Origin of the sequence: Paraeggerthella sp. Marseille-Q4926, from assembly GCF_916618935.1 — a bacterium.
Taxonomy (GTDB): domain Bacteria; phylum Actinomycetota; class Coriobacteriia; order Coriobacteriales; family Eggerthellaceae; genus Paraeggerthella; species Paraeggerthella hominis.
This window is the reverse complement of the sequence record NZ_CAKAKF010000002.1, coordinates 257,890-282,144: the sequence shown is the minus strand read 5'-3', so window position 1 is coordinate 282,144 and position 24,255 is coordinate 257,890. Positions and strand designations below refer to the sequence as shown.

Below are 24,255 nucleotides of genomic sequence, written 5' to 3'. Positions count from 1 at the left end.
ACGAACCGGCGCCGCGCGCGGCAAGAACGTCGATCGCTACAGCAGCTCTCCGCGCACCGACACGGTTACGACTTCGAACGGCACGTCCTTGCCGCTGAGCTCCAGCGCCGCGCACGCCGCATGCTCGATTCCGCCGCAGCACGGCACCTCCATGCGCGCGACGGTCACCGACGCGATGTCGTTGCCAGCGAATATGGCAGCCAGCTTCTCGGTGTAATCCACGGCATCGAGCTTCGGACACCCGATAACCGTGGTACGGCCGCGCATGAACCTTCGATGGAAATCAGCGTAGGCAAAGGCCGTGCAATCCGCTGCCACCAGCACGTGAGCCCCCTCGAAATAGGGCGCGCGAACCGGCACGAGCTTGATCTCGACCGGCCATTGAGCCAGCTGCGAAGGGGGCGTCGAGGACGCATCGGCCTCAAGCGCGACGTCGGGCTGCTGCAACGCAGGCCGAACCGGAGCAGGCTCCTCGGCTGCGAAGAACCGAGAGAGCGACCCCGGGCATCCGCCCGACCGGCCGCCTGCGGGTGCGGCGGCCATCCGCGCTTTGACGGCCGCTTCATCGTACGGGGCCGCCTCGCGCTCGACGAACGTGATGGCGCCCGTAGGGCACGCCGGCAGACAGTCGCCCAGACCGTCGCAGTAATCGTCGCGCAACAGGCGGGCCTTCCCGTCCACAAGGCCGATGGCGCCCTCGTGGCAAGCGCTCACGCATATTCCGCAGCCGTTGCAGGCCGCTTCGTCTATATGGATAACTCGTCTTATCATGGCAGCATCTTTCTCCTCATGCACAATCCGCCTAGCGTTCGCCGATCGTACCAGGACGCTGTGCTCTATTCCGTTGTATTCACAACAAAAAGCGCACTGAGCCGCCTCATTCACGTTCTGCACACGTTCACGGCAGCGCAACGGACGTCAGAGGAGCGCGGCGGCGTCAACGCTTGGCAAGGGCGCGCTCAACCTGCGCGACGTACATGCAATGGTAGTCGTGCTGGGAATACCATTGCTCATCGTTCTCCTTCGCGATGAAGTTCTCGGGCGGCATGTCCGCAGCGTAGAGCTTACGGCACACGAGCACCAGATCGGCCTCTTGAATGCCCGTCGTGCCATCTACGTAGTAGGGCGACAACCCGGCGCGCGCAAGCTTGTCGGCTTGATCGCGTCCCGACACCTTGCCGCAGTACGCAAGCGCCTTGCGATGCTCCTCGCCCAGAAACGACAGCGTGAAGCGGTCGTTGGCATCGACGAACTCTTTCGTGTAGCGCTGAGGACGCAGGTAGACGGTCGCCGCGTTCATCCCCCACAGCACGCCGAAACCGCCCCAACTTGCAGTCATCGTGTTACACCCGCGCTCGTCGCCTGCAGTCACGAGCATCCATTGGTCGCCGATCATGGTGAACGGGTTCATCTGCAGCTGAGCGACGTCGATCTCTTCGAATGCCATGCGAGCTCCTTCTCTCTTGTCCGCGGTCGCCGCCATGATACCGCATCTTGCGAGACGCTTGCAGCCCGCTCGCCGCTGCCGTTACCGGAAAAGAACGGACGAGTTTTGCAGATTGCTTCACGAACGCTTGACAGCCTCGCATGCGTCCGTATACTTATGAACAGTTGTTCACATGAAAAGAGGTTACCATGTCCACGGAAGAAGCTCCGCATCTTGCCAGCTCCCACGACGGAGGCTGCGCCTGCGGCAATGCCGAACATGCAATCGACGCCACGCTTGACTGCATGCCCGACGAGGAACTGCTCTACGACCTGGCCGACCTGTTCAAGGTATTCGGCGACACCACCCGCATCAAGATCCTGTACGCCCTCATGGGCCAGGAACTGTGCGTGGCGGACATCGCCGACGCGATCGGCGCCACGCACAGCGCGGTGTCGCATCAGCTGCGCACGCTCAAGCAGGCGCGGCTGGTGAAATTCCAGCGCGACGGCAAGAACGTCATCTACTCGCTTTCGGACGATCACGTGCACACGATGCTCGCCCAAGGCATGACCCATATCTGCGAATAAAGCCGAACCAAGAACGAAAGGACAGCGACATGCGCAAAGCGTTCAAACTCCAAGACCTCGAATGCGCGAACTGCGCCGCTAAAATGGAAAACGGAATCAAGGAAATCGACGGCGTGCAAAGCGCCACGATCAGCTTCATGACCTCCAAGCTGGTGATCGAAGCAGACGAAGGTCGCTTCGATGCCGTCCTTGCCGAAGCCCAGCGCATCTGCAGCAAGTACGAACCTGACTGCGTGATCGTGCGCTAGCCCCTCCAGACAACCCAGGTGCACCACGGCGCCGATCGACGCCGGGCATCGTGCGCCCCGAAACGCGAAAAGAAGGACCCTATGAACAAAAAGCAGAGACGGACAAGGAACCGCATCGTTGCAGCCATCGTGCTGTTCGTCCTCGTCTACGCTGCCGTCGAAACGCTTCCGCTAGCCACCTGGCTCGGCAGCGAAACGAACGCCTTTTGGATCGAGTTCATCCTGTTCCTTGTCCCCTACCTCATCGCCGGCTACGACGTTCTGCTGCGCGCAGCCAGGAACATCGGGCGCGGGCAGGTGTTCGACGAGAACTTCCTCATGACGGTAGCGACCATTGGCGCGTTCGCGCTCGTGCTGTTTCCCGACAGCGACCCGCACATGGCCGAAGGCGCCGCCGTTATGCTGTTCTACCAGGTAGGAGAGCTGTTCCAAAGCTACGCGGTAGGAAAGAGCCGCAAGTCGATCGCCGACATGATGGACATCGCCCCCGATTACGCGAATGTCGAACGCGACGGATCGCTTGCGCAGGTGGACCCCTACGAAGTGAACGTCGGCGACGAGATCGTGATCAAGCCTGGCGAGCGCGTGCCGCTCGACGGCGTGGTAGTCGACGGCCGAAGCCAGCTTGACACCGCGGCGCTTACCGGAGAATCGGTGCCGCGCGAGGTGCAAAGCGGCGACGAGATCATTTCGGGATGCGTCAACCTATCGGGCAAGCTGGTCGTGCGCGTGAGCAAGCCGTTCGGCGAGTCCACCGTGTCGCGCATTCTGGAACTGGTGGAGAACGCGGCCGAGAAGAAGGCGCGCACCGAGAACTTCATCACCCGATTCGCGCGCTATTACACGCCCGCCGTGGTGATCATCGCGGCGCTCCTGGCTGTAGCTCCGCCGCTTCTCACGGGCGCAAGCTGGTCGGACTGGGTGCAGCGCGGCCTGGTATTCCTGGTCGTGTCGTGCCCGTGCGCGCTCGTCATATCGGTCCCGCTTTCGTTTTTCGGCGGCATCGGCGGGGCGTCGCGCCTGGGCATCTTGGTGAAGGGCAGCAACTATCTGGAGGCGCTCGCATCCGCAGAAACCGTCGTGTTCGACAAAACGGGAACGCTGACCGACGGATCGTTCAACGTCGTAGCCGTGCACCCGCAAGCCGACATCGACCCCGACCGCCTGCTGTCCATCGCAGCGCATGCCGAAGCGTACTCCGACCACCCCATTGCGCTTTCCGTCAAGAAAGCATACAGCGGGACTCTTGATCGGCAGCGCATCGCGGATACGGAAGAGCAAAGCGGTCACGGAGTGCGCGCGACCATCGACGAGCACGTGGTGTACGTTGGAAACGACAAGCTCATGAGCTCGTGCGGCGTAGACTTCCGCGAATGCGACTTGACGGGGACCATCCTGCACGTGTCGCTGGACGGAAGCTATATCGGCCACATCGTCATAGCCGACGTCGTCAAGCCCGACGCCGCCCAAGCTGTCGCCGATCTGCGCGCGGCGGGCGTACCCGAAACCGTCATGCTCACGGGCGATCGCGCCGACGTAGCCGCCGCCGTGGCCAGCAAGCTGGGAATCGACGAGTACCGAGCACAGCTGCTTCCCCAAGACAAGGTGGCCGAGGTGGAGAAGCTGCTCGACCGCACGCACGCGCACGGTCGAGGACGGGGCAAGCTGGCGTTCGTGGGCGACGGCATCAACGACGCGCCGGTGCTCACGCGCGCCGACATCGGCATCGCCATGGGAGCCATGGGATCCGACGCTGCCATCGAAGCCGCCGACGTGGTGCTCATGGACGACAAGCCGTCGAGCATCGCGCAAGCCATACGCCTTGCGCGCAAGACCATGAGGATCGTGCGGCAGAACATCGTGTTCGCCCTGGGCGTGAAGTTCCTTGTGCTGATCCTGGCTGCGATAGGCTTCGCCAACATGTGGCTGGCCGTATTCGCCGACGTAGGCGTGGCGGTTCTTGCCATCCTGAACGCCATGCGCGCCATGAACGTGGGAAGCATGAAGCGCTAGGCGCTTTCCCTATCGCGTTGATTCGAAAGGTTGCTCGCGCTTTGGCGCGGGCGACCTTTCTTGTACTATGGAACCTTGCGAAACCGAATACGAGAAGGACGACCCATGGCCTCCGACAACCCAAAGATGCGCGAGCATCCCAACGACCCGCTGCACGGCATCACGCTCAAGACAATGCTCGAGGAGCTGGTGGACGAGTACGGCTGGAACGAGCTTGCCCGACGCATCCACATCAACTGCTTCAGCAACAACCCGAACCTTAAAAGCTCGCTCAACTTCCTGCGCAAGACGCCTTGGGCGCGCAACAAGGTGGAGGAGCTGTACAAGGAATCGGGGCTCTGGAGAAAGGAGTAGGACGAGAGTCCGTTTCCTTACCGGTAACGAAACGGATGCGGCTTTCATTCGAGATCACGAAGCCGCCTTCCCCAAGGTAGCATGAAGCCATGAACGACCTCGAAGACAACGAGCCTCCCGCGAAGCGCAACCTTGCCCGGTGCGCCATAGTCGTTCTGCGCTGGGCGCTCGTGGCCGGATGGTTCGCCCTTTCCGCGCTCGTTCAGCCTGGTGCCGAAGAACTCATGCGCGCCGCTTCCCAGTCTCTTGCCTCCGCAGGACTCGCCTTCCTTTTGGTCAATGCTCTCTGGCAGCACATGCCGCTCAAGTGGGCATGCTTGGTCGGCGCGCTTGCCGCATGCAGCTTGAACCTGCTGGCGCTTTCGCCGGACTCCTGGCTTGCCATCGCCATCGGCTCTGTTGCCGGAGTGCTGGTGGGCTACCCCGTTATCCAGCGCATCGACCACCTCATCGCATCACGCCGTTGAAGCCGGCGCGCGTCGGGCACCCTGCCCCGCTTACGCGATCGGTTCAAGCGGAACGAACGCATCGAATGCGCGACCGGGGACACGGCGCGAACTTCGCCAAGCAGCAAGATTCTGAGCGAAGATTTCGTTTAGAAAGGGCGGTTACGAGCCGTCGCCGCCAAAGCGCCGTTTCTCGACGTCCGTTCGTCCGCTATAATCTCACCAGTGAAACCAAGGCTGCGGCCGCGCGCCCGGCTTACCGACGAGAAAAAGGAGACCGCATGGATCCCAACAAGCGTCCCGACGACATGGAGCGCATCACCACGCCCGAACTGGCAAAGGCGTTCATCGACGAGCAGGTGGAGGCCATTCAGGCGCAGGTCGGCGACCAGAAGGTGCTGCTGGCCCTGTCCGGCGGCGTGGATTCGTCGGTCGTGGCGGCGCTTTTGATCAAGGCTATCGGCAAGCAGCTCATCTGCGTGCACGTGAACCACGGCCTCATGCGCAAGGGCGAAAGCGAGCAGGTTGTCGACGTGTTCCAGAATCAGTTGGATGCGAACCTGGTGTACGTGGACGCGACCGATCGCTTCCTGTCGCTTCTCGACGGCGTGGAAGAGCCCGAGGCCAAGCGCAAGATCATCGGCGCCGAGTTCATCCGCGTGTTCGAGGAAGAGGCACGCAAGGTGGGTGACGAGGTGAGCTTCCTGGCGCAGGGCACCATCTACCCCGATATCCTGGAGTCCGACGGCGTGAAGGCGCACCACAACGTGGGCGGCCTTCCCGACGATCTGCAGTTCGAGCTGTGCGAGCCCGTCAAGCTGCTGTACAAGGACGAAGTGCGCGTCATCGGCCGCGAACTGGGACTGCCCGAAGGTATGGTCGAGCGCCAGCCGTTCCCCGGCCCCGGCTTGGGCGTGCGCTGCCTGGGCGCCATCACGCGCGATCGCCTGGAGGCGCTGCGCGAAGCCGACGCCATCCTGCGCGACGAGTTCGCGGCGGCCGGCTTAGAGGGCAAGGTGTGGCAGTACTTCGTGACGGTGCCCGACTTCCGCGCGACCGGCGTGCGCGACGGCGTGCGCGCCTTCGAGTGGCCGGCGATCATCCGCGCGGTCAACACGGTGGATGCCATGACCGCCGAGGTGCCGGAGCTGGATTGGTCGCTGCTCAAGAAGATCACCACGCGGATTCTGGCCGAGGTCCCCGGCATCTGCCGCGTGTGCTACGACCTGACCCCGAAGCCGATCGGGACGATCGAGTGGGAGTAAGACGTACATTTGTTCGATAGATTATCTTTAGTGCCCGAGGGTTTCTTCGGGCACTTTCTTAATGAAGACTATTACGAAGTAGCAGCAGTTGAAGCTGCAGGATATTACAAATTCGCGGATCGTGACCAGAACGAAGCAAGCCTTCGCTGCCCTCAGGAAGCCGAATTAATCATCGCCGCTAGTGAAACCGCCTCTTGCGACTCGGGCCGCGATCCGCTTGAAGCAGCGAGGGTGCAATCGAGACAAAGGCTTAGTTCAGCAAGAGAGATATGTGCATGCAACCCTGGACGCTTCCTTAGTGTTGCTACCGCCCTTCTGCTCGACATGAGGCGTGCCAGCAAGAGCAACCTTAACTGTCTCGCGATCCGACGTCATCATGCTGGTTAAAATACGCTCCACCTCGCTTATGGTCGCGATGAGCTTCGTCAATGAAGTAAATCTCTGTACGTTGAGCGAGTAAACGCAATCCTCCACCTTGGCCGCGCCCCCTTTCACTACACTCGGCAAACTTTTACTTGACCCATGGGTTGTACAAACTTAAACTAAGTAAATCAGCGCCCACCCAAGGCTACGCTTAGCGTCCTGAAATGCGGTGGGCCTCCTTGTATCCGCGGAAGGCTCGCCATGTCCCAGGATAAGCCATTCAAAACCATAGATGAACTTGTTAGCTTGCTTGTTTACGACCGTAAAATCGAATGCGAGGATACAGACGAACTCGCTAAATTTCTCAAAGCAACGAACTACTATCGCTTTACTGGCTATGCGCGCCAATTCCAGCGTAATCCAGAATACGGGGACAACGCATTCGTCGAAGGCGCAAGCTTTGCCGACATACGGAAAATCATGGAGCTAGATAGTCAGCTTCGTAAGCTGCTGTTCCAGCAACTTACCGTAATCGAAATAGGCATAAGAGCTGCGCTTGCCCACGAACTCGGTCGTACGCATGGGAACAAAGCGTTCTATCTTGGCGAATCTTCGTATCTCAACTTAAACGACAAGCGGGAAAACATAGTTAAGAGCCTTGTGAGCGACCTCTCCCGGACAAAGGCTGCTTCTATAGCCCACTTCGCCGATGAGGAATTTAATGGCGATGACCTAGAAAGCAGGATCAGCCGTTACAGGAAGGTTCCCATCTGGGCCGCTGTGGAAGTTGTATCGTTCGGCCATATTTCAAACATGATCGAATATTTCGCTGACCGTGATTCGGTCAAAGCAGTTGCCGCGTCATTATCGTTGCAGTGGGATCCCTTCGGCAGCGTAGTGCATTCGCTGTCCGTTCTTCGTAATATGTGCTGCCACCATGCTCAGATATGGCATCACAGGCTCGACATCCAATGCCCCGTCCAGAAGAAGCTTCGCCCTCGCCACGTCAAATACGATCCAGCTGGACCATACGCCGCAATCATCATGGCGAACCATTACAGAAAAAAGATCGACGGAGACACAACCATTGCGGATGAGATCACTGCGCTTTTGGACAGCAGCCAGGAGTTTGCAAAAGGTATCTACTTCCCGCAACCGAAGTAATTCTCTCCGCTCATACCCGCCGCACCACTTCGAGCGGTACTCCCATGACTACACGCTCACCTCGCCTTCTTCGAGCACGTCCTGTCCGATCCTACGGACTGTGGCCAGGACGTCACTTAACACTTTATCAGCCTTATCCCTAAGTGAACCATTGCTGAAGATGAGCGTGCAGGTATCGGGGTCAAATTTGTGTTTTTCACCAAATACTTGCGTTATTGGACTTTAGAAGCATGCAAACAGCTTCGTGCTTATTCCTAGGGCGCTGGTCATCCACATCAAAGGCGCTAATGAGCAGTCCGTCGTGCATATCAGCAATATAATGAATGACAAGCATCGCAGGGCATTATAAGAGCGAGCGTATAGATAGAAAAGCTATGGGAGGGGAACATTATGGGGTTTAATCTTTTCTCGAAGGCAGCAGAAGCAGTTCAGAGTGCTGCAAAAATTGCCGGCGAGGTTGCCGATACGACATCAGGCAAAATTCAAGAAGCAGCGAATGCGGTTGGCGAAACGGCTTCAGGGGCTGTTAAGGCAATCGGTGGCGCTGCTGCGTCTGCCGCTGATGGTATTACCGACGCTATAAAGAATGCCCAGGAAGAAGATGAAAAGCGAAGGGCTCAAGAGCTTTCAACTTACCACGCTGAAACTAACAAGGCACTGCAGAAGTTATCTGAAAAGGACTCGGGGTCGAATGACGAATTAATATGCAGGCAAACGTCGAAGGGAGTTGTAAAACTTCCGTTGACTGAGCTTGCCGCGCTTGGTGCAGGCTTTGCTTCTCTTTCGGATTCGTTCCGCCAGATAGCCGTCCAATCAAACGGTTCGATTGCTGGCGGAGAAACCTTGTATCGCTGGAGCGCGCCGAGTATCGGAGCTGTACCGTTCGCCCGCGGAGACGGAGCAGGGTTTCTCTCAGCAACCACTGGGGCAAACGGATTAACCCAAGGCGCTTTCGTTCCTGTTGATTCAGGATTCAGCATGACGAGCATGGCGGTTGTGCCCATTGACCCCATGACGCTCTTTATTGCTGCAGCAGTTGTCAACATGGATAGAAAACTCGATGACATCAAAGAGACACAACAGGCCATTCTTGATTTCATAGAGGATAACGAGAAGGCAAAGCATATTGGCAATATTAATGCCTTAAACGAGATAACCGATGCCTATCAGCACAATTGGAATAACGAGAAGTTCAAGGAAGCCAAACTGCACTTGGTCCAGCAAATTAAGAAGGACGCAGAACAGGCGATTGTATTCAGGCGTGGCAGGATTTCGAAAGCGCAAGAAGACGGCTCGCTGATACATGGTGATATTTCCGTAAATTCAAAGCTTGAGGCTCTGAATGCAGAATTTGACCAATACCAACTCGCGCTCTACGAATTTGCCCATGCATGGTTCCTTGAAGTCATGCTTCTGGAGAACTTTGAAGAAGGCTACCTGCAAAGCGTCTGTGACAAATTGCAGCGATATTCGTTGCAGTACCGAGAGCTTTATACCGAATGCTTTGATGGTCTGATAGAAAAGTCGGCCACAACCGTGGAATCGATGCTGCTTGGCGGCGTCTCCGTTGCAAGCAATGCAATCGGCAGCGTTATCGGGTCGATACCCGTTCTAAAGGACGGTCCAGTCGATGAAGCCCTTATCGACGTTAGCTCCAAGATTGGGGATTATCGCTACACCCGAATCGCCGAGTCCCTTGCCAAAATGAAGGAAACGGGCGATACGCGCATTACACCGTTTATCGACTCTGTTGATGGCCTCAATGCACTCCATAACGAGCCAATCGAGGTCTTCTTCGATTCTGGCGAGGTAACATTCAAGTTGCCGGAATAAAACGATCTAAAAAGGGTTGCGAAAAGCATTACGGGAAAAACACCTCTGCAATTCGCTTTCCTCACAAAAGTGTTTATCAAATTCCTACGTGCAAACAGGGAGCAAACGCGCGAAATCCGTATCACCCCTATGATTCGGCTGCGGCAATCATAGGGGTGATTACGCAATGGTTCGGATCGGCGTAACTGCGGATGGCGAAGTGATGCGCATGGAGAGACTGCGAAAACGGAGTGAGAATAGGTCCCTCAAAATAACCGTAGGTATCCAAGCGAATGAAGCGACCTGTCGATTCAAAATCAGCAGGTCGCCCCTTCTATGCAAACGCGGCTCCGAGCCTGAAGTGAATGCCCGCACCACTGGGCGGGTTCAGACGCACAATCAACCGCGACGATCACGACCGGGCGCATGACCCACCCGCCAATGTCCGCGCTTTTTCTCTTCCGCTTCTCAGAACGCTGATCGAATCGAGCTTGCTTCCGCTTGCACCTTCGTGCTCACAGCGGGATTGCCAAGCGCCTTAGACGCCTCGCGTTGGCGACGCTTCGGACTCTTCGCTAATTTCGGCTCGTCAGACCTTTCGTCACCGAAGAACGACAGCGCCTCCCATTCACTCGCCACAAATCGCAGGATCTCGCCCTCCGACGCTCCGTCCCGAATACGATTCGGGCGGCTTGGAGCCTGCCGTCCTTAATCCATTCGACGATCCCCGCCCAAAACCGGCCGTCGTGATAGAGGGTCAGGGTAGACGACACGCCGATCTGCAGGTTGTTCCTCCTTTAAGTAAACAAGCCCTGCAGAGAAAGGACGACCAAGGAAGCAGGTTGCTGATGCGCATTGCGCACGCCCACGACTACCCAACGGAGACTGTGTTTTCATCCTTGATGAGATCATCGTAGTTCAGGCGTAGATTGAAGTAGCTTTAAAAAACACTCGTGGCGACGAAAGCCACACAGCATGCAAGAGGAATTAACTCATGTCGCAAAGAAAAAAGTCCTGACCTTTCGTGCGGCAAAGATATCCAATGCGATTCCGTCCATCAATCATTGCAAGCAAGGTATCGACCTCTTGTATTCTTTCGCCTCGAAACAGTTTCCGATAAACGCCCCAAGGAGTTTCTATTGCAGGATTTTCCTCGATTCGCTTTTCCCATAGTTTGATTTCGGAGTCGGAGTAACGCGGGATTTCAAAGAACAGCTCGTAGTTCTCTTTGTAGTATCGGTACACGCAGTCGGCCAGCCTTTCGCAGTATTTCTGATTGCGGATGCACGAATGCCCCATTGGCTCAAAGATCCTCTCGCCATCATAATTCATGACAAAATAGCCAATTTGCTCGTTACTGCGGTTGCACGCCAATCTCCCGAAGTCACGTTTTGCAAGATCGTTTTCGAACATATCAAGCTTTACAGTTTCACAAGACGTGATGAAACCGCCTTTTCCTACAGATGCCACAAACATGCTTCTATTGGGATTGTTTAAAGGATCGTCCGTGACAATCACATGCCCGACCGCAACATGAGGAAAACCATGGTTTAACAATGACGCAGCCTGAGAATATCCGAATTTATTAGGCGATTTTCCAGGACGCTGCCCGTCTCCCCTCAAGACTTTAATTTCTATAGCGATCGTTTCAGAAAGAACGAGGTCGTTTTCGTCGTATGGAATTGCAAGGATATCTACATCGCCAGGAAAAGACATAGTGGGGTCAATGCTTTGCGAAGGAGCAGACATCGTCACCATAAGACCAGAACGCAAGCCCGATTCGAAATAAAGATTCGGCATAATGCAGGAAAGCCATCTCCCAACAATGTTCATATTCGCAATGATCCGGGCAACAACATACTCTTCATCCCATTTGCCCGTAATCTTGCGAGAGAAGGGCGCAATCATGATTCGTCGCTCGCTGCTATCGCAATAACGAGGAGGATGCTTAGAAATAGGCTTACGATACTCTCGTCCTGTCATCTCTCTTCTTTTCATTATTTCGAATGGCTCAATTGGTGGCGCTTAGCATAAATGCCTGAAGCCATCTTCCGTTTTTTTTGATCAGCGCTTCTACTTTATCTAATAATATGTATTCTTCCAGAGACAGACCGTCCTCCATATTTTTAAGATCGCTTGCATCAACCAGGATAATGGCTCTTCCCTGCGCAGCAAGCCTCAAGGCATGCTTTTTCACTACTCTCGTAAAACCTTAATAGAAACAATAATTCCAGCTCAAGCCCCTTTTGCATCCATTACAAATGAGAAATTGCGCAAGACGGTAGCCCCGCGACTCAATTTATATTCTTGCATTCAATAAGTTTATAAACGTATCTAAAGAAACGAATTCAAATCGCCCCCCATCGTCTAGAACAGAAAAGTACGGGTATTCGAGCAATTCTTATTCCTTTCTTCGAAGAAGCTCGGACACCGTTCTAGAACACCGTACTTCATAGTGAAGCTAAGATCTTTTCGAAGTTTTACAAAACGTCGCATAAAAACCTCTGAATCAAGTCTTTCCCGAAAATTTCTGCGCTGTAGAATCAGGCTAGGCGATACCCGTTATCGGAGCTGCCGCACTTTACACTTAGACTGGGCAAAGCCCGGTGGGGTATCGCCCACTCACAACGTCAATGCTGGCTGTCGATGGCCTCATCATCTTGCCAACGAGTCGTCAACAGCCAGCACCCACCACGCCCCTACTCCCCAAGGCTCACAACCGCATCGCCAGCCAAGCGGGCAAGCAGGCTATCGTGAGTGATGACGACCACCGTCTTGCCGGACCGCGCCAGCTCCTTGCACCACAGGGAAACCTCAGCCACGCCGCGCCCGTCAAGCCCGCTTGTCGGCTCGTCGAGCACGACGAGCTCCGCGTCGGAGCAATACGCCGCAGCAAGGGTAACACGCTGCTTTTGGCCTCCCGAAAGACTCGCTGGATGACGATTCGCCACATCGATCAGGTCGAACGTATCAAGCGCCTCCCACGCGCGCGCCTTCAAATCGTCGTCGACTTTTCGACCGAGCACTACTTCGTCAGCCACGCTCCCCGCATACAATTGATAGTCAGCGTCTTGCATGACGAAATAGCTCATCCGCCTCCTCTGTCGACGAGACAGCGGCTTTCCGCCGCGCACCACGCATCCCCGCTGCTGCTTCGCGGCGCCGCACAGCACTTTTGCCAGCGTCGTTTTTCCCGCGCCGTTCCCTCCTTCGACAACCGTAACCTTGCCGCTTGCGAACACGGCATTCACGCACGCGATGCCGCGCTTGGTAGATGGATACAAATACGAAACATCTTCGACGATCCAATCCTCGCCCGCACGCTCGCTCGCTTTCGCGGAAAACCTGCGTGCCGCTTTTTCCTGTCCATAGAAAGTTCCGGCGACCATGGAAGGATGCCTGAGCCCAAAGCGAGCAGCTTCCTCCGTCGAAAGAGCAGCGAAAGCCCGCGCATCCCATCGAGCCGCGATCCTGCCATCTTTCAGGCAAACGAACTCGTCAGCTACGGGCAACATGCGATGCAGACGATGCTCTGAAATCACGATGGCAACACCCGCCTGCTTCAAGCGCATCAAGATGCTCTCGAGGTCGTCCGTTCCCTGCGCGTCCAGGTTCGACGTCGGCTCATCCAAAATCAGCACCTTGGGATTGCATGCTATGGCAGCCGCAAGGGCGACGCGCTGCTTTTGACCGCTCGACAACTCGGACAGCCGTTCTCCAAGAAGCGCGTCGATACCGCACCATGCGGCAGCGCGGTTGATCCTGCTGATGGTTTCGTCCGGATCGACGCCCAGGTTCTCGGACGAGAAGGCGATCTCGTCCCCAACCAATCCCATGAAAAACTGGCTCCGCGGGTCCTGCAGCACAACGCCCATGCCCGAAGCCCTATCGTAGGAGGTCACTTTTCGCACATCGGTTCCGCAAACGCAAACCACCCCTTCAAGGCATCCCGGGAAAAACGTACCTGCAAGCCCATCGATCATGCGCAAGACAGTCGATTTCCCATCCCCCGAACGTCCGCATAGAACCGTGCAGGCGCCCGGTTTGATCTCGAACGAGATATCGTCTACGAAACTCCCCGCTACACCGTGACGCGCATCGCACGCCGCCCCGTCGGCGGCCTCGGACTGATCGACGTAGCGAAACGATGCGCTCTCCAGCAACACCGAAGCCGTCCGCCGGCATGGCATCCCGCTCATACGTAAAACCCCGTTCCGTACAAGAGGGCGCATGCGCATGCGAAGACCGCGACAACAACGACATCGCGCGCGGCGAACCCCACGTGGTATATCGACGAACGCCCTGTCTGCACGTCAATCCCCCTTAATTCGGACGATGCGGCAAGCTCGGAGGACAAACGCAAGCAGCGCATTACAAGCGGTGTGTACAAGCACTCGTACACAAGCCCCAGATGGGAAAACGCATCGACAACCCGAGGAAACACGCCTCGCATGCGAAGGCCGCGAACTATGGACGAGAACTCGAACGGAAGGATCGAGGCGAATCGAAACACCATGCATACGCCGATCAACGCGCGGTTCGGCATGTGCCACCTGCGCAAGGCGCACATGATAGCCGACGGCGAGAGGGTGAAAAGCGCGCTTCCCGCCGACATCGGCGGCATCATGTGCATGAGGCTTACGAACAGCACGCCGTAAAGTCCGGGCAGCGGAACGAAGCTGAGCCCGCAGATCACCGCGAAGCTTACGCACATCCTCGCAGCCAGCCTCGCCCTGCCGTTCGCCGCAAGATAGGCCGCGCAGAGGATCTGGAGACCGACGAGTTCGGGCAGCCCCACAATAGCCAAAGCCGCCATGCCCGCAGCCAGGATGACAAGCAGATGCGTACGGGGATCCAGCCCAAGAACGCCCTCCTTCATATCGGCATGCAAGAAAGCCGCCTTGTGCGCAGACCCATTTCCAGCCGCAACAGGCTCGATACGCTGCCGCACTGCGGAAGGAGGAGAAAACGGATCCGTACAGTTTTCCAATGGCGTCTCCATAGCGAAACCCTTACGCGATCTTCGCTTTGCGGACATGCTTTTTCAAGAACTTGCCGCCAATAAAACCACCCGCGAACGTACCGGCAGCGAACATAGCCAGCATAAGAACAATCCATGGCAGCTCGGTATATTGAGCCACCATCGCAGCGATGTCAGAGGCGCTGTAGTACGCGCCCAACTGCTGCATGTAAGCTTCTTTGAACAGCAGATACGGAACTATTCCGTAGAAGGCGAATGCAACCCAGTACACGTAGTAGCCCAGCACAACGCGTTTCACCTTATGATACGAATCCTTCCCCCACATAAGCAATTCGCCCACGATCGCGCCGACGATAGCCACGGGAATGCAATACAAGCCGCCCATGATCGCGTAGAAAATGCCGAAGACGATGATCGAGGCGCTCAACACTCCGCGTTTTCCTATACGGTCGGCCATAACCAGGTAAAAAGGTGTTGCGAGCAGCGGAAACAGCCATGACCCAACGAAGAAAGTATTCTGAGGCGATAGCAGCATGTCCTCCACCATCTTCGCCGCCATAGTAACAACAACAATGATGATGTTGAAAACGACAAAGGTTAAAACGTCATGGGTAGTCCAGCCCCCGCCTCGTTTCGAGGACTGAGAAGACGAGGCGTCTTCCCCTCGATCGTATACCGCTTGCGACATAACGAGCGCTCCTTTCAAGCCAACGGCTTATCAATCGGTTATGGTTAGCTTTAGCTAACTTTTGCTACAATAGTCGATGAGTTCATAAGGAAACGCGGCTCAAGCAACAACCGGCCGATTTCGGCATTAAGGCGACCAGACAAGGCTGCGTCGTTTCGACGCCTTTACCCGTGCGCGAAGGAGTGGGAGCCCTGCGTTCTTTCGGCTGTTTGATTTTTTCGCAATGACGACAGAGGGCACCGGCAATCGAAGGAAGGGGAACGCGAGCATGCTCGATATAAAAAGCGACCTGTACGACAAGGCGTTTCAGCAATGGAACATGACGCCGGTCGCGTCGGAGCGCTCCTATGCGCAAGCCGGATGCTCGTACCGGATGGACAACGAAGAAGGCTCGGGCGAATACTGGGTCTATTCTCGAGACAACTTCTTCGCCGTCAGTGCTTTTCGAATCGAGTTCAAAAGCCAAGGCATCATGCGCTTTCGCCATACCGAGCACCTTTCAGTTAGCTACTACGACAAAGCCGGCTTGATCGCAAAAGCCCGCACTGCCACGCCGAGGCCCGGAACGGTCTCCACCTACATCGCGAGCGAAGGAAACGAGTACGTGGCGCGCTTTCTTCCTGGCTCGACCGTGCAGGCCACGTCGATCACCGTATCGCCGGACTATTACAGAACCTACCTGCATGAACGGTTCGGCAATATACCCGACATGCGCAAGGCTTTCCTGCTCGTCGACGGAAGACCGGACTGCCCGGAGCTCATCGCCCTCTTCAAGCAGATCAAACGCTATCGAGGAGCCGGCATGGCGGCTGACTTGTTTTACGAAGGGGCCGTAGCCGAAGCGCTGGCGCTCATCATCAAACGAGCAAGCGAGATCGAAGAAGAGGATGCCGGACGAGAAAGCGCTTTGTCGCCGCTCGACGACCGGAAATCGCTTGACAACGTCGGCAGCTTCATTAGAAACAACCTGGACGCAAACCTTACCTGCAACGTGCTGGCCCATCGCGCATGCATGGGCCAAACGAAATTCAAGGCAACGTTCAAAAGCTACTTCGGAGCGTCCCCCAACGCTTTCGTTACCGAAGCGCGCATGGAAGAAGCTGCCGAACTTTTACGGACCACCAACATGCCCGTGGCCGATATTGCCGAAAAGGTCGGTTACAGAAAGCCGGCGGCGTTCGCCGAGGCGTTCAGACGTCATACCGGCATAGCCCCAAGCGCCATGCGCGGCAAGCGAATGCGTTAGCGCAGGGTCCATGCGGCCCTTTGCCGTCCCGTCTTCCGTTTTCCACCCGACCGCCTAGATTGGCCCGTCGGTTTGACAAAGAGCATCGCGAGCGGTAGCATCCAAAGTTAGATATAGCTAATTTCTAATTGAAGCACGGATCGAAAGCCGCGCGAAGCACAAGTCGCAAGCACCCCCCTTCCCCGCCCAACCAGGAGCTGCTTTATGTCGAACAGCGAACCGAACAAGAAGTTCTGGGACAAGGTCGCGCCTCTGTACGCGCCCCTTGTCGAAAGGCGCAACGGACCTTACCCTCAGCTGTGCCGAGAATTGAGAAATTGGCTGGAAAGGGACATCGACGTGCTTGAACTGGCCTGTGGAACCGGGCAGCTGACCTTCGCGCTTGCAGGGAGAGTCCGCTCTTGGGAGGCTACCGATTTCTCTGAGGCCATGATCGAAAAGGCTCGCACGCGATCGCCTGAAAGCCGCGTCTCTTTCTCCGTGCAAGACGCCACGAGCCTTCCTTATCGCGAAGCGTCCTTCGGCGCCGTGGTCGTCGCCAATGCGCTGCACGTCATGCCCGCACCCGAACTCGCACTGCACGAGGCGCATCGCGTTCTGAAACCGGGCGGTTTCCTGCTGGCCCCGACGTTCGTCCACGACCGGGTAGCATCCCCTGCAAGGCTGCGATTGATGGAGGCGGTCGGCTTCAAGACGTTCCACGAATGGACGTCCGAAGAACTGGCTTCCTTCGTCCAAAACTGCGGCTTCCATGTGATCAGCGCCAATCTGGTCGAAGGCGGTCCCGTCCCCGAATGCGTCTTGATAGGAATGAAGTCCTAGGCGCCCGGCGCGTCAACCACGCCCGAATGCACGATTCTGTTCCCAATGTTGCGCTCGGGCGCATATTGAAACCCGTTCGTCGGCAATGAGCATCCGCGACCAGGCGAAACGCACAGTCGCACCGAAGATCGTCGCTCTGCATGCCCTTCGAGCGCAACATTGCAGTAAGAATCGTGCGGCAAGCAAGTCGTCTGCCTCCGACGCCGCCTGCAGCCCCTTAAACGCTCGCACGGACGACGGACGTTTGGAACCTGCGATTGACCAATTCGGGAGTGAATTCGAAGCCGCTCGGCGCCACGCCATCGCCTGGGGCGAACACGCACGTCGAGAAACCCGCCTCCCGGACGGCGCGCTCGAACGTGCGCTTGCTGCGTGCTGCGCCGAACACGTTGCCGCGCGCAGCAAGCCGGCTCATCGGATCTTTCGACAAAGGAGACTCGGCGAACACGCCCGCGTGGTACAGAAATCCTCCCGATACGAGCACGCGCGCGATCTCGCGCAGCGCGGACGGCAGATCGCGCACCAGGTTGAGCGCGCTGTTCACGACCACCACGTCGAACGTCGCATCCTTGACGCCGGCGGCCCGCAGATCCTCGGGACACCCCTGCGCAAACGCAAGGGTTCGCCTCCAATCGTCACCTTGAGGATGGTTGCGAGCCGCTTGCTCTCGTGCGTGCTCAATGCGATCCTCGTCGGGATCGATTCCCAAAACGAACCCGTCCGGTCCTACCAGATCGGCAATTTTGTAAGCGCCCTTGCCGCTACGGCACAAAAGATCCAGCACGCGCTTGCCCGAAAGACCATCGGGAAGCGACATCTCGCAGCGGGAGCTGTACCCTTGGCGCGGCAGGGCCGCATAGTAGCCCTCCCCGGAAAGCTGCTCCTCCGAACGCCCGCGGGTTTCCACCCCCAACGAATCAAGCAAGCCGACAAGCTCGTCTATGGTTTTGGGATTTTCCAACATGCTCGCTCCTGAATCCAGAAGGTCGCGCCCGACAAGGGCGGCACCCTCCCTCGTCGGCAGCCGTCATGGAACTCCCTCGACTATACCACCGTGCCCAACCCAAATGCAGGGTTGTTTTTTAACCGGATACCGCCTAGTGCCGAATGCCGATGCAGCACGGCGCCTCGCTAGTCCAGCGAACTCGTCTCCAGAAGCGACTTACCCTTGGTCTCGGGCGCCATGAGCACCGACAGCACCAATCCCAGGATCACGAGCCCCGCCGCAACAAGCATGGTGGGTCCTATGCCGTATGCAGCCAAGAACAGCGGCGTACCGTACGTGGCGATGATGGTGCCGATACGCGAGATACCGATAGCCACGCCCACCGCCGACGCGCGCACTTCGGTCGGGAACAGCTCGTTGGGATAGAGCCACTGCAAAATGCCCGGCCCGCCGCTGAAGAATGCGTACAAACCGAACGCCACGATGATCACGTACACGGGAGCATCGGGGAACAGGCCCAGGATAACCAAGCCCACGGCCATAAGCGCCAGCGAACGAATGAGCAGCGGGCGGCGACCCATCGAGTTCAGCCAGAACATCGCCGGAATAGACCCGATCAAGAAGAACAAGCTGACCACGCTCTCGCCCAAGATGGCCTCGTGCCCCTCGCCCAAGCCGAACGCTGTCATGATCTCGGGACCGAACGTGTAGATGGCGTACATAGGCACCACCTGGCACAGCGTCAAGATGCCCAGAAACACGATGCGCTTGGCATAGCCGCCCGCGAACACCTTGCGCAGGCTGGTCTTCTCGCCCGGCTCCTCAAGCTCAAGCTCCACGCCCTCGCCGAAGACGCGACGCATGACCTCGTCGGCCTCGGCGGTGCGCCCTTTCTGCGCCAGCCACATGGGCGATTCGGGAATGTCGTGACGGCCGATCAGCAAAATGATACAGGGAACCACCGCCGACCCGAGCATCCACTGCCATCCGTTGGGAACGCTGTACAGGAAGTAGCCCACGAACGCCGCAACGGTAGCGCCCAGATACCACGCAGCCGACACCATGCCCATCGAAATGGATCGATGCTGCTTGGGGGTGAACTCGGCAATGAGCGACGTGGCGATAGGATAGTCCGCGCCCACGAACACGCCGATGAAAAAGCGCGCCAAAACCAGCTGGAACGGGTCGGCGCAGAACACGCTCAAGATAGAGAACAGGCCGATAGCCACGATGTCGACGATGAACATCTTCTTGCGCCCGATGCGGTCGGTCAGGTAACCGCCGAGAATCGTGCCCACGAAGATGCCCAGCAGAACCGACGCGCCGATAGCGGCGCTCCAGGCGCCCGTCAGGTTGAACAGCGGCGTGATCTGCGTAAGCGCCACGCCGATCAGGGAAAGCACGTACCCGTCCAAAAACGAGCCGCCGCTCGAGAAAAACGTGATCTTGCGCAAAAACGGGGTCATGGCAACGTCGTCCATGGTCTTCTTGGCGGACTTCTTCACCTTGCCCACCATACCCTCGCCAATCTGCTTGGCACCGTCCATCGCCTCGCCCATTGTCGGGCTCGTCACCTGCGTGATCTGCTTCACATCATCCATGCTCTCGTCTCCTCACATGCTAAAACCAGCTCCGCCCGCGTCAATCGCAGGAGGCGATCCTTGGGCTGAGGGTTCCTGAAATATCCTTGGAGCGAAGCAACGGTCTTTCAGGCACCCTCAGCCCAAGGATCGACCCCGCCCGGTTGAACCTGCTACTCCCAGGTGCAAATACCGAAGTTCAAGTGCGGCTTCGCGCCCGTCTCGTCCACGTCCGCATCCACCAACTGGAAGCGGATCTCCTTCTCCCCCACCTTCCACATGCGAGTTTGAAGCGCGGTGCCCGGAAGCACCGGCGAAGTGATCCTCGTCTTGAATCGCTTCATGCGCTCAGGCTCGCCCGGGAAAAACGAGCTGATGATGTGGCGCATGGCGAAGCCGCCCAAACTCACGCCGTGCGCGATCGGACGCGCAAGGCCGGTCTGCTCGGTATAGGCGAAGTCGATGTGCTGCTGATGCCAATCGCCCATAAGACGATAGATGAGCGGCATGTTGAGCGGCATCGTCTCCTCGACCACCGCATCGGGCGCACGATCAGGCATCTCGACGATGTCCTTCGGCGGCTTGGGCCCGCCCCATCCACCGTCGTAGATGCACACGTCCCATGTCTCGGTTTCACACAACAGCGTCCCGTCGGAGGCGAAGGAACGTCCCGTCTGCTTCGACAGGCACCCGCGGCCCTCGCCGCGGTCGTACAGCGCGTCTTGCGTCACGAACGTCTCGATGCGGTCGCCCATCGGGAAGGGAGCATGCAGCTTGATCTCGAACCCGTAATGCAGCGAGCCATCGTAGTTGTAGCCGTAGTCAAGCGTGCGCGTCATCTCCTCGTGCACCGTCAACGGCACGCCGAAAATGGGGAGCACCTTGAGCTGCGGGTTCTCCGCGTCATGCTCGTTCACGTACTCAAGATCGGTCTTGCCGTCGAATCCCGCGTTGCAGCCGAGCGCGCAAATCTCCAGATCCTTGAACGTGTACTCCCGCACGAACGGCCCGAACTCCTTGCCCACGATCTCAGTGCTAATAGCCATGACCCTCTCCTTATCTCCCAACCAGAAAAACAGCACCCATTCACCAGGTTCTCAAGTACGCCCCGTCCACCGACCCCTTTCCCCGCTCTCGTCGAAAGTCGAGCACGTTCAAGAGACTTCGCAGCGACGGGCGGCCCGGGCGGTATCCACCAAGCGAGTTCCGCAGCGAAGCGAGGACTGTTCGAGCGACTGGATGCCGCCCGGGCCGCCCGTCGCCGACAACAGGTTACTTCAGCAACTTCTTCTCGATCTTCATAGAGCACGTGCGCGGAAAGTCGTCGACGATCTGGACGAACGAGGGGACCTTGAAGCCCGCCATGTGCTCCTCGCAAAACGCCAGCACCTCCCCTTCGGTGATCTCGACGCCCGCGCGCGGCTTCACGAAGGCTTTGACGGCCTGGTCGCGAATAGGGTCGGGCACGCCGATCACCGCGGCCTCGTCGACGGCGGGATGCTGCATGAGCACGCTTTCAAGCTCGCTGGCCGATATGTTCTCGCCCGCTCGCTTGATCATGTTGGCCTTGCGGTCGACGAAGAAGAACCAGCCGTCCTCGTCCATGTAGCCCTTGTCGCCCGTGCGCAGCCATCCATCCTGGGTGAACGTGCGCGCCGTAGCCTCGGGGTCGTTGTAGTACTCCTTCATGATGGTGCGCCCGCGCGTGCCCTTGACCTGGATCTCCCCCAATTCGCCCGCAGCGGCTTGCACGCCGTCGTCGCCCGCAATGCGAACCTCGTACCCCAAGCCCGGGCGTCCGACGCTCGGCCAACGACGCGGACCGGTCGGAGGGTCGGTAAGCACCCAGCTGATCGACTCGGTGGAACCGTACGTGTTCATGATGCGCACGCCGTAGCGCTCCTCGAACGTGCGCTTCTCCTCGTCGGAAACGGCCAGGAAATACAGCATCTCGCGCAGGCAATGATCCTTTTCGTTCGGATCGACCGGTTGCAGCAGCAGGGTGCGCAGCATCATGGCCACGCATTGCACGACCGTGGCTCGATAGTCGCGGATCTGCTTCCAGAAGCGGCTCGCGCTGTACTTCTCCACCACGATGAGCGTAGCGCCCGCCGTGAGCACCGGGGTGAGCGCCGCCAGTTGGAAATTGGAATGGCAGGCAGGCATGGTCGAAAGCATGCGGTCGTCGCGCGTAAGCGACACTTCCCAATCGCCATACAAGCCGCTGAACAGCATGTTCGCATGCGTAAGCACAACACCCTTCGGACACGACGTCGTGCCCGACGTGAAGATGATCTCAACCGGGTCGTCCGAGGCAAGGGGGCGTTCCTCGCGTAGCACGGTCGGCTCGCACGCGCGCGCCTTGTCGAAACAGCGCACCGGAACGGAAGCGGGCAAGCCCGCTTCGGCATCTGCCGAACCGCGCGCAACGAACACGCCTTTGGCAAGATAGCCCTGCTCGTCAGCCAAACCGTCGTACAGGCCGACGAAATCCGCCTCCACCACTGCGCACGACGCGCCGGTACGCTCGAGCACGAACGCCGCCTCTTCGGCCAGGTACTGCTCGTTCATCGGTACCATGACGGCACCGATCTTCGCCAAGCCGAACAGGCACATCATGAACTCGGGGCAGGTGTGCATCTGCACGGCCACCCGCTCGCCCGCCTCGATGCCCAACGTGAGGAACAGGTTGGCGGTTCGGTTGATCTCCTGGTCGAACGCGCTGTAGGAAAACTCGCACGTCGCGCCCTCGCGATCCTGGAAGATGAGGAACGTGCGGTCACCGCACGAGTCGACGAGTCCCGTCCAAAGGCTTCGCAGCGTTTCGTTTCCTACGATGTCGGTCACCCGTCTCACCCTTCTCGTCCTTCGACCCCTCGTTCAATCCCCTACCCGCACGATGCCGCCGTTCGACCGCGCTTCGCTTTCGGAAGGCGGCATCGTGCGGGTGCGCGGAACGTTCGGGCCGCGCACCCGCATCCGGTTTCACCGGACGGCGGTCCCTTGAAAACGGAACCGCGCTACGGGCGGCGTGCCTATCGCAAGCCGCCCGCCAAACGCATGGACCTTATTCGCTGATCTTCACGACGCCGGCCTCGGCCAGCTCGTTGATCTGCTCGGGCGTGTAGCCCAGCTTCGTCATGATGTCCACGGTGTCGCCACCCTGATGCGGCATCGGACGCCAGATCTGACCCGGGTTGTTCTTGAACTTGGGGAACACGCCCAAGCCGTGGAACGTCTCGCCGTCGACGGTCTCCCAGTCAACCCACGTGTTGCGCAGCTTCAGGTGCTCTTCCTTCACGAGATCTTCCATGTCGTTGACCACCTGGGCAGCGATGCGGTGCGCAGCGAAATCCTCTTCGATGTCGTACTTGGAGTTCGCCAGGCAGTACTCCTCGAACGCCTTCTGGATCTCGTCGGCATGCGGGTTGGACAGCCACAGGCCCGACGTGTCCTCGGGAATGTCCTCGGTGCCCCACAGATGTCCCAGGCCGATGGTCTCCAGGAAGTACTTGTTCTGGTCGACGCCGTACAGGCACACGCCCAGGAAGCCGTCCTTGCACTTGAACTCGCCGATGCCGCACAGGTTCTGGTTGCGCGCGCCGGGGCGGGGCCACTTGATGCCCTCGTTCAAGTAGTCCACCAGGTAGTACTGGCCGATGGCAAGCAGCGTCTCGTACATGGCCAAGTCGATGCTCTCGCCCTTGCCGGACTTCTCGGCCTTGTAGAGGGCCGCCAGCGCCGAGCTTGCGATCATGAGCGTGTTGAAGTAGTCACCGGCGTACGGTCCGGGCAGCATCGGCTGCTCCTCCGTGCCGTTCTGCATGATGATGCCGGAGTAAGCCATCACCGTCAGGTCGTACGCAGCGCGCTTGACCATCTTCGGGTCGCCTTCCTGGCCGAAGCCGGAAACATGCACGATGACCATCTTCGGATTGAGCTCCCACAGCACGTCGTCGGTGATGCCCTTGCGCGCCCACGTGCCGCCCTTCGATGCCTCCATGAAGATGTCAGCATCCTTCACAAGGTCGAAGAACACCTTCTTGCCCTCTTCGGAGAAGTAGTTCAAAGCCACGGAACGCTGGTTGCGGCGCTCGGCCTGCTTCACGTACGCGGTATCGCGGATGGTGTCGCCCGCGCCGGTGTTCTCGAGCCAGATGACGTCGGCACCCCAGTCGGCCATGAGGTCGGCTGCTTTCGGGCAGGCCAACTCGACTGCTGCGTAGACGACCTTGACGCCGTCGAGGGGGCCGTAGGACGGCTTGTCGGTAGGAATTGCCATGTTGTTCCTCCTTGTTCGCATGGGTTTCA

General features: G+C 58.2%; 22 protein-coding genes and 1 pseudogene. 10 read left to right on the top strand and 13 right to left on the bottom strand.

The window, feature by feature from the left end; all coding sequences use genetic code 11:
• Nucleotides 1–36: 36 nt before the first annotated feature.
• Both LG373_RS04480 and LG373_RS04475 read right to left on the bottom strand, forming a co-directional pair.
• Entirely contained in the window at nucleotides 37–771 is a 735-nt protein-coding gene (locus LG373_RS04480) for an ATP-binding protein (protein WP_225749122.1), read from the bottom strand.
• Between the two features lie 166 nt (nucleotides 772–937).
• Complete coding sequence (locus LG373_RS04475) at nucleotides 938–1,447, bottom strand: flavin reductase family protein (protein WP_225749121.1); 510 nt, start codon at nucleotides 1,445–1,447, stop codon at nucleotides 938–940.
• 188 nt (nucleotides 1,448–1,635) lie between these two features.
• On the opposite strand from LG373_RS04475, the gene LG373_RS04470 reads away from it, so the two are divergent.
• From LG373_RS04470 to LG373_RS04435, 8 genes are all read left to right on the top strand, one after another.
• A complete protein-coding gene (locus tag LG373_RS04470) occupies nucleotides 1,636–2,016 on the top strand; it encodes a helix-turn-helix transcriptional regulator (RefSeq protein WP_114566044.1) in 381 nt (126 codons plus the stop codon).
• Between the two features lie 29 nt (nucleotides 2,017–2,045).
• Nucleotides 2,046–2,264 carry a cation transporter gene (locus LG373_RS04465; protein ID WP_114566043.1) on the top strand — a complete coding sequence of 73 codons (219 nt, stop codon included), beginning with the start codon at nucleotides 2,046–2,048 and terminating at the stop codon, nucleotides 2,262–2,264.
• A gap of 81 nt (nucleotides 2,265–2,345) precedes the next feature.
• Nucleotides 2,346–4,277, top strand: coding sequence for a heavy metal translocating P-type ATPase (locus tag LG373_RS04460; protein WP_225749120.1), 1,932 nt, complete (start codon nucleotides 2,346–2,348; stop codon nucleotides 4,275–4,277).
• 105 nt (nucleotides 4,278–4,382) lie between these two features.
• Nucleotides 4,383–4,631 carry a VF530 family DNA-binding protein gene (locus LG373_RS04455; protein ID WP_216528472.1) on the top strand — a complete coding sequence of 83 codons (249 nt, stop codon included), beginning with the start codon at nucleotides 4,383–4,385 and terminating at the stop codon, nucleotides 4,629–4,631.
• Nucleotides 4,632–4,720: 89 nt separating this feature from the next.
• A complete protein-coding gene (locus LG373_RS04450; protein WP_225749119.1) occupies nucleotides 4,721–5,098 on the top strand; it encodes a hypothetical protein in 378 nt (125 codons plus the stop codon).
• Nucleotides 5,099–5,358: 260 nt separating this feature from the next.
• The gene (guaA, locus tag LG373_RS04445) at nucleotides 5,359–6,342 is read left to right on the top strand and encodes a glutamine-hydrolyzing GMP synthase (protein WP_225749118.1); all 984 of its coding nucleotides are present in this window, start codon (nucleotides 5,359–5,361) and stop codon (nucleotides 6,340–6,342) included.
• 624 nt (nucleotides 6,343–6,966) lie between these two features.
• Nucleotides 6,967–7,869, top strand: coding sequence for an Abi family protein (locus LG373_RS04440; RefSeq protein WP_225749117.1), 903 nt, complete (start codon nucleotides 6,967–6,969; stop codon nucleotides 7,867–7,869).
• 390 nt (nucleotides 7,870–8,259) lie between these two features.
• Nucleotides 8,260–9,702: a hypothetical protein gene (locus tag LG373_RS04435; RefSeq protein ID WP_225749116.1), complete on the top strand. Its 1,443-nt coding sequence runs from the start codon at nucleotides 8,260–8,262 to the stop codon at nucleotides 9,700–9,702.
• Nucleotides 9,703–10,149: 447 nt separating this feature from the next.
• On the opposite strand, the pseudogene LG373_RS12300 reads toward LG373_RS04435, so the two are convergent.
• The 6 genes and pseudogenes from LG373_RS12300 to LG373_RS04405 all read right to left on the bottom strand — a co-directional run bounded on the left by LG373_RS12300 (nucleotide 10,150) and on the right by LG373_RS04405 (nucleotide 15,350).
• Nucleotides 10,150–10,454: pseudogene (locus tag LG373_RS12300) on the bottom strand (YjdF family protein).
• A gap of 214 nt (nucleotides 10,455–10,668) precedes the next feature.
• Complete coding sequence (locus LG373_RS04425) at nucleotides 10,669–11,664, bottom strand: hypothetical protein (protein WP_225749115.1); 996 nt, start codon at nucleotides 11,662–11,664, stop codon at nucleotides 10,669–10,671.
• A 28-nt stretch (nucleotides 11,665–11,692) separates the two neighbouring features.
• Nucleotides 11,693–11,878 (bottom strand): hypothetical protein, encoded by a 186-nt coding sequence (locus tag LG373_RS04420; RefSeq protein ID WP_225749114.1) that lies wholly within the window; start codon nucleotides 11,876–11,878, stop codon nucleotides 11,693–11,695.
• 502 nt (nucleotides 11,879–12,380) lie between these two features.
• On the bottom strand, nucleotides 12,381–13,880 hold the full coding sequence (locus LG373_RS04415) for an ABC transporter ATP-binding protein (protein ID WP_225749113.1): 1,500 nt from the start codon (nucleotides 13,878–13,880) through the stop codon (nucleotides 12,381–12,383).
• Nucleotides 13,877–14,683 (bottom strand): energy-coupling factor transporter transmembrane protein EcfT, encoded by an 807-nt coding sequence (locus LG373_RS04410; RefSeq protein ID WP_225749112.1) that lies wholly within the window; start codon nucleotides 14,681–14,683, stop codon nucleotides 13,877–13,879. The genes LG373_RS04415 and LG373_RS04410 overlap by 4 nt, the downstream gene beginning before the upstream one ends.
• Nucleotides 14,684–14,693: 10 nt before the next feature.
• Nucleotides 14,694–15,350 carry an MptD family putative ECF transporter S component gene (locus LG373_RS04405; protein ID WP_225749111.1) on the bottom strand — a complete coding sequence of 219 codons (657 nt, stop codon included), beginning with the start codon at nucleotides 15,348–15,350 and terminating at the stop codon, nucleotides 14,694–14,696.
• A gap of 268 nt (nucleotides 15,351–15,618) precedes the next feature.
• On the opposite strand from LG373_RS04405, the gene LG373_RS04400 reads away from it, so the two are divergent.
• Nucleotides 15,619–16,596 carry a helix-turn-helix domain-containing protein gene (locus LG373_RS04400; RefSeq protein WP_225749110.1) on the top strand — a complete coding sequence of 326 codons (978 nt, stop codon included), beginning with the start codon at nucleotides 15,619–15,621 and terminating at the stop codon, nucleotides 16,594–16,596.
• 204 nt (nucleotides 16,597–16,800) lie between these two features.
• Nucleotides 16,801–17,418, top strand: coding sequence for a class I SAM-dependent methyltransferase (locus tag LG373_RS04395; protein WP_216528461.1), 618 nt, complete (start codon nucleotides 16,801–16,803; stop codon nucleotides 17,416–17,418).
• A gap of 217 nt (nucleotides 17,419–17,635) precedes the next feature.
• Here LG373_RS04395 and LG373_RS04390 read toward each other — a convergent pair whose 3' ends face one another.
• The 5 genes from LG373_RS04390 to caiB form a co-directional block, all read right to left on the bottom strand.
• Entirely contained in the window at nucleotides 17,636–18,382 is a 747-nt protein-coding gene (locus LG373_RS04390; RefSeq protein WP_225749109.1) for a class I SAM-dependent methyltransferase, read from the bottom strand.
• Between the two features lie 167 nt (nucleotides 18,383–18,549).
• A complete protein-coding gene (locus tag LG373_RS04385; protein ID WP_114566027.1) occupies nucleotides 18,550–19,965 on the bottom strand; it encodes an MFS transporter in 1,416 nt (471 codons plus the stop codon).
• Between the two features lie 152 nt (nucleotides 19,966–20,117).
• The gene (locus LG373_RS04380) at nucleotides 20,118–20,990 is read right to left on the bottom strand and encodes a MaoC/PaaZ C-terminal domain-containing protein (RefSeq protein WP_114566026.1); all 873 of its coding nucleotides are present in this window, start codon (nucleotides 20,988–20,990) and stop codon (nucleotides 20,118–20,120) included.
• Between the two features lie 226 nt (nucleotides 20,991–21,216).
• A complete protein-coding gene (gene caiC / locus LG373_RS04375; RefSeq protein ID WP_114566025.1) occupies nucleotides 21,217–22,791 on the bottom strand; it encodes a crotonobetaine/carnitine-CoA ligase in 1,575 nt (524 codons plus the stop codon).
• Between the two features lie 220 nt (nucleotides 22,792–23,011).
• Nucleotides 23,012–24,226 carry an L-carnitine CoA-transferase gene (caiB, locus tag LG373_RS04370; protein ID WP_114566024.1) on the bottom strand — a complete coding sequence of 405 codons (1,215 nt, stop codon included), beginning with the start codon at nucleotides 24,224–24,226 and terminating at the stop codon, nucleotides 23,012–23,014.
• Nucleotides 24,227–24,255 lie beyond the last annotated feature (29 nt).